General features: G+C 39.4%; 9 protein-coding genes. All 9 read right to left on the bottom strand.

Annotated features, from left to right (window positions below):
- Positions 1–212: 212 nt before the first annotated feature.
- Positions 213–806: an adenylate kinase gene (locus F6K13_RS14655; RefSeq protein ID WP_124143136.1), complete on the bottom strand. Its 594-nt coding sequence runs from the start codon at positions 804–806 to the stop codon at positions 213–215.
- Entirely contained in the window at positions 806–2146 is a 1341-nt protein-coding gene (secY, locus tag F6K13_RS14660) for a preprotein translocase subunit SecY (RefSeq protein ID WP_124143135.1), read from the bottom strand. The genes F6K13_RS14655 and secY overlap by 1 nt, the downstream gene beginning before the upstream one ends.
- 260 nt (positions 2147–2406) lie before the next feature.
- Complete coding sequence (gene rplO, locus F6K13_RS14665) at positions 2407–2862, bottom strand: 50S ribosomal protein L15 (RefSeq protein ID WP_124143134.1); 456 nt, start codon at positions 2860–2862, stop codon at positions 2407–2409.
- Positions 2863–2894: 32 nt separating this feature from the next.
- Complete coding sequence (locus F6K13_RS14670; RefSeq protein ID WP_287275026.1) at positions 2895–3062, bottom strand: hypothetical protein; 168 nt, start codon at positions 3060–3062, stop codon at positions 2895–2897.
- A gap of 161 nt (positions 3063–3223) precedes the next feature.
- Positions 3224–3760, bottom strand: a complete 537-nt coding sequence (rpsE, locus tag F6K13_RS14675) for a 30S ribosomal protein S5 (RefSeq protein ID WP_287287719.1) — start codon at positions 3758–3760, stop codon at positions 3224–3226.
- Between the two features lie 51 nt (positions 3761–3811).
- Positions 3812–4174 carry a 50S ribosomal protein L18 gene (gene rplR / locus F6K13_RS14680; protein WP_124145117.1) on the bottom strand — a complete coding sequence of 121 codons (363 nt, stop codon included), beginning with the start codon at positions 4172–4174 and terminating at the stop codon, positions 3812–3814.
- Positions 4175–4714, bottom strand: a complete 540-nt coding sequence (gene rplF / locus F6K13_RS14685; RefSeq protein WP_124154906.1) for a 50S ribosomal protein L6 — start codon at positions 4712–4714, stop codon at positions 4175–4177.
- Positions 4715–4998: 284 nt separating this feature from the next.
- On the bottom strand, positions 4999–5400 hold the full coding sequence (gene rpsH / locus F6K13_RS14690) for a 30S ribosomal protein S8 (RefSeq protein ID WP_124145119.1): 402 nt from the start codon (positions 5398–5400) through the stop codon (positions 4999–5001).
- Positions 5401–5430: 30 nt separating this feature from the next.
- Positions 5431–5976: a 50S ribosomal protein L5 gene (gene rplE / locus F6K13_RS14695; RefSeq protein ID WP_124145120.1), complete on the bottom strand. Its 546-nt coding sequence runs from the start codon at positions 5974–5976 to the stop codon at positions 5431–5433.
- Positions 5977–5995 lie beyond the last annotated feature (19 nt).

The raw sequence follows: 5995 nt of genomic DNA on the forward strand, positions 1-5995 counted from the left end.
TGCTGCAAGTAACCATTTTTTTGTATTGAGAACAGCCTGTTATTTCAGGTGATTCCCCTCAACATATCCTATCAAAAAGTTTTTAATTTTTAGAGGTTATTGAGCATGAGTTATAAATAATATATATCTATAATATTTAATTGGCATTTAGAGAGCTACAACTAAATATTTCCAGGTAGAAACAATTTATCAAAATCTAATTCTTATTTACCCTATGATATATTAACCGATAGCTTGAGAGAATTAGTCACAGCATCAACAGACTGATTTCCATCTATTGTAAATAGCTGTTGACGTTCTTTGTAAAATTCAATCAGAGGTTGTGTTTGTTGGTCGTAGACTTTTAAACGATTTCTAATAGTTTCCTCATTATCATCTTGCCGACCCCTTGATAATAAGCGACCGACTAAAACCTCATCTGGCACTTGTAAATTTATGACCATCAAAGAATTACTAATTTCAGCTATTTCTTCTTGAGTGTCATTTCCATTTTTGCTTCCAGATAAAAGTTTTTCTACAAAATGTGCTTGAGCCACATTTCTAGGAAACCCATCTAGAACCCAACCATTTTGAGCATCATCTTTTTTCAGTCTTTCTTCAACCATGTCAAGGATTAGTCCATCGGGAACCAAATCACCTTTGTCCATATATTCTTTAGCTTGTAAACCCAGGGTTGATTTTTGTGCCACATTATTGCGTAAAATATCACCTGTAGAAATATGAGGAACTTGGTAAAATTCTGCTATTCGAGATGCCTGTGTTCCCTTGCCTGCTCCTGGCGGACCTAAGAATATCAGTTTTACCACTATTGCTTCACCATTCCTTCGTATCTTTGGGAGATAACGTAAGTTTGAATTTGTTTTGCTGTATCTATTGCTACACCTACTAGAATTAATAGAGAGGTAGCTCCTAATCCTCTAAAGGTAGGTACACGAGTTGCACTTTCTACTACCGTAGGGATAATTGCTACTACACCAAGGAAAATAGCTCCTAAGAAAGTCAACCTATTCAAAACTTTCTCTATATAATCGCTGGTAGTTTTACCTGGGCGAATGCCTGGGATACTTGCTCCCATTTTCTTCAAATTCTGCGACATATCCACTGGGTTCATAATGAGGGAGGCGTAGAAATAACTGAAGAATAATATTAGAACAAAGTAAAATAGAGCATACAACCAAGGAGTCGGGCCACTAGGACTGATAGAAGTAATAATCTGAGATAAAAGTGGATTGTTAGAAAACTGAGCTAAAGATACAGGTAATATGAGGACGGCAGAAGCAAAGATAATTGGCATTACTCCACCCTGATTTAATCGTAAAGGTAAATAGCTTTTTGTTTCCCGATAAAGTTTTCTACCTACTTGACGACGAGCTGAAAGTATAGGAATTCTGCGACTTCCCTCTTGTACAAAGACAATACCTACAATCATCACGAGGAATACCAGAAGCAGAATAATCGCACGACCTACGATAGCACGGTCTCCTCCTTCAAACAATTTAATAGTGTCGCCTAGTGATTGAGGTAACACAGCCACAATGTTGACAAATATCAACAATGATGCTCCATTACCAATTCCTCTTTCTGTAATTAATTCAGATATCCACATCACAAACATGGAACCTGCCGTAATTGCTAAAATAGTCTTAGCAATAAATAGAGGCCCTGGGCTAATCGCTACACTTACCGACGATCCATTGATATCTACAGATGAACTATTCAGAAATATTGCTAAACCAAAGCTTTGTAAAACTGACCATCCCAAGGCCACATAGCGAGTGATTTGAGAAATTTTACGACGTCCTGCTTCTCCTTCATTCTTCTGCAGATTTTCTAAACTGGGTAAGGCTGCTGTCATCAATTGAATGATAATCGAGGCATTAATATAAGGTATGATGCCCAATGCAAAAATACCTAATGCCGAGAAACCTCCACCAGAAAATAGGTCTAGAAATCCTGTTAAAGCCTGATTCCCGATACTTGCTTCAAAAGCTCCTCTATTTATTCCTGGTACTGGTAAGTACACACCTAAACGCACCAAAAGAAGCAAACCTATTGTCACTAGCAGTCGCCCCCGCAACCCTGCTGCTTGGGCCATCTGCAAGAATGTTTCTTGAGCAGTTGGTGCCTTATCTCTACTAATGTCCATATGTATTTGAGATTTATATTTTATATTTTTGATTTTAGCAAAATTAGGTAGAATCCTCCGCTTCTAGATATTTTATTTGTTTTATAATCAAGATTTTTTCTTCAACTAAAGCTTTTGAGGCTCTACTTGAGATAACCTAAAAAAACTAGAAAGTTTATCAAAATAATTGGGTCGCGCAACCCCACCTTTTAAGGCGAAATACTTTTGGAGAGTTGCTCACGCATCCCCGTTACAAAAATCACTTCTGACTTCTGACTTCGTTATTGGTTCGATCCTATTTGTTCACAACTACCACCTGCTGCCTCTATTTTGGAACGAGCTGTAGCTGTAAAACCTATAGCATGAACATTGAGTGCAATATTCAACTCTCCATCTCCGAGGACTTTGAGCGGTCCATCATTACTTGTAATAATTCCCGCTTCCATAAGAGAGGCAAGAGTTACCTCTGTGTTAGCTGGTAATGATGCCAACTTACCCACATTAATAATTGTATATTTTTTCCGATTTACCATCGGAAAGCTTTTTAACTTTGGCAAGCGACGATAAAGAGGATTTTGACCACCTTCAAAACCGGGTCTAGTACTGCTGCCAGACCGAGATTTTTGACCGCGCATCCCCTTACCACAGCTTGCACCTTGACCTGCTGATATGCCTCGGCCTAATCTACGAGGGCGTTTCTGAGAACCTTTTTTAGGAATTGCATCTTTTAATCTCATATTGTTTGATCTTGCTACCGATGAATTTGCCATTATTGACATCCTTCCGACGCTGCTCTACGAGACAGCACGGGTTCCCTAGCATCACTGATAGGGGCTTTCTGCTTCAATGCACCCGCCTTCCGGGATTTACTCCCAGAAGGTCTTACAGTCGCTCCACAGACTGACACTGCTAGTCCAGCAGCCTTCTTGGTGGGCATTCCCTCTCTTGGTCAGCATTCCCTTGCGTCTTACGTCGACGCGGGGTCTGACCGCTTGCGTCTATCCTCCTTTGGAGGATCTAAAGCTTTTCATGTCGCGCAGCGAAACGCCGACGTGGGGTCTCACCGCTGTTGCCTATTGCCTATTCCCTGCTCTAGGACTAAGCATATAGATGTTCCACAGGCAGGTCTCGTTCTTGAGCAACATCGGCCAATGTTCTCAAAGCAGATAAGGCGTTAACAGCAGCTCTAGCATTGTTTAATGGATTATTAGACCCTAACTGTTTGGCTAGTATATTCTGAACACCTGCTAGTTCCAGAACTGTTCTCACCGCTCCTCCCGCGATAACTCCCGTACCTGGTGCTGCTGGACGCATGATCACTTTAGCTCCACCACCAAAACCATTTACAAGGTGAGGAATAGAGTTAGATTTTGTGAGAGGTACTTCTACTATATGTTTTTTGCCATCCGCAACTCCTTTCTTCACAGCACCGATAACATCTGCTGCTTTACCCACTCCTACGCCTACTTGACCTTTTTCATTGCCTATGACAACGATCGCCCGGAAACTCAGGTTTTTACCACCTTTAACAACTTTAGTGACTCGGCGGATTTGGACAACCCTTTCCTGCCATTCACTTTCTTTCTCTTTTGTACGGTTATTTTTTTTACGACGCTGCTGTTGTTGTTCTGCCATAGTTGTTACCTTTTGTCAAGTTCTTTTTTTGTGTGTAACTTTACTAATTATCTAGAAGTCTAATCCCGCTTCACGAGCTGCCTCAGCTAAAGCTTTTACACGGCCATGATAGATATTTCCACCACGGTCGAAAACTACTTTTTCTATTCCTTTTTCTAGAGATCGCTGTGCAATTAATTTTCCTACTTGCACAGAAGCATCACAGTTAGCTCCTGAACTAATACTTGATTTTAATTCTGGTTCTACAGTTGATGCTGCAACTAAGGTATGTTGTTTAGTATCATCAATTACTTGAGCATAGATATGCAGATTTGAGCGAAATACTGACAGTCTAGGGCGTTCTGATGTACCAAATACCTTTTTTCGCACCCGACGATGCCGCTTTCTGACAGAGTCTTTACGAGTATACTTCATCTATTTTTTACCTGATTTACCTGCTTTGAGTTTAATCATTTCACCTGCATAGCGAATACCTTTGCCTTTGTATACTTCTGGTGGACGAACAGCACGAATTCGCGCAGCAGTATTTCCTACTAATTCTTTATTTATGCCAGTAACAATTACATTAGTATTATTTTCTACTGCCACCTGAATACCTTCAGGAGGGGGCATTTCTACTGGTTTACTGTAACCTACGTTTAAGATCAAGTTCTTCCCTTGAACTTGAGCACGATATCCTACTCCTTGGATCTGTAGTCGCTTTTCATATCCTTTTGAGACGCCTTCGACCATATTGGCAACTAAAGTTCGAGATAGACCATATTGCTGACGAGCACGACGAGTTTCAGTTTTTGGTTTAACCACAATAGTATCTTCCTGCTGTTCAACAGCTATTTCTGGGGACAGTACTCTAGAAAGTTCACCTTTCGGGCCTTTTACTGTTACTTTTTGACCATCAATGGTAATGGTCACTTTGTTGGGAATCTTGATGGGAAGCTTACCAATTCGAGACATAGCTTTCTTTGTATATATATAAGGTTGCTAGATATTGTTTTCTTTGGGTTAGTGAATAGCTCTTGATTAGACCTCTTGCAAAAGTTTTAATCAAATCAATTCAAGACACGAAATCAACAATTTTACCAAAAAATTGTGGTTTCAAGCTTCCTTTTTTTAGGAGATAAAAAGACAAAAATTTCTTTGAGTCAATCCTGTTCTTTTAGAGGAGAGGTAATTATTAATTATTAATTGTTAAACTCCCTATTCCCTGACTTCTGCAAGAAGTCTATTCATTTTGTTTACTACCAAACATAACAAAGGACTTCTCCTCCGATGCCTCTTTTTCTAGCTTCTCTATCAGTCATAATTCCACTGGATGTGGAAATAATAGCTATTCCTATTCCACCTAAAACTCGTGGTAATTCTTTACGATTTTTATAGACCCGGAGTCCAGGTTTACTAACTCGCTTCAGATATCTAATAATGGGTTGTCGATTTTTACCTTTGTATTTTAAAGAAATTACTAGGAACTTCTTGAGACCTTCGCCTTCTTGTTCAAATCCACCAATAAAACCTTCCTCGTTCAATACTTTGGCAATACTGCGAGTCATCTTTGTTGCTGGAACTTTTGTTGTTGTATGTTGCGCCATGCAGGAGTTGCGAATTCGCGTCAACATATCTGATATTGTGTCGTTAGCCGCCATTTTTTCCTTTTTTTCCTTAACTACTTTAAGTTAATTAGTCCGAAAGGGCATTCCCATTTCTTTAAGTAAGGCGCGGCCTTCCTCATCAGTGTTAGCTGTGGTAATAATTGAAATGTCCATTCCCCGAATTTGATCGATACTGTCATATTCTATCTCTGGAAATATTAGTTGCTCTTTTAAACCTAAGCTGTAATTTCCTCGACCGTCAAAGCTTTTAGGATTTATGCCTCTAAAGTCTCTAATTCTAGGTAATGCTAAATTAATTAGTCGGTCTAGAAATTCATACATTCTTCCAGAACGTAGAGTCACCATAACTCCTACTGGCATTCCGTTACGGATTTTAAATCCGGCGATCGCTTTTTTTGCCCTAGTTACTACTGGTTTTTGGCCTGTAATTGTAGCTATTTCTTTGATTGATGAGTCTAGAGCTTTAGCATTTTGAGATGCTTCCCCTAAACCCCGGTTCAATGTTACTTTAACCAGTTTTGGTACCTGGTGAATATTTTTATACTTAAACTGCTCCATCATTTTGGGAACAATTTTTTCTTGGTAAAAATTCTTTAGTCTTTCTGCCATAGTTTTAGTAACTATGGCA

This window comes from Okeania sp. SIO2B9 (genome assembly GCF_010672505.1).
GTDB lineage: Bacteria > Cyanobacteriota > Cyanobacteriia > Cyanobacteriales > Microcoleaceae > Okeania > Okeania hirsuta.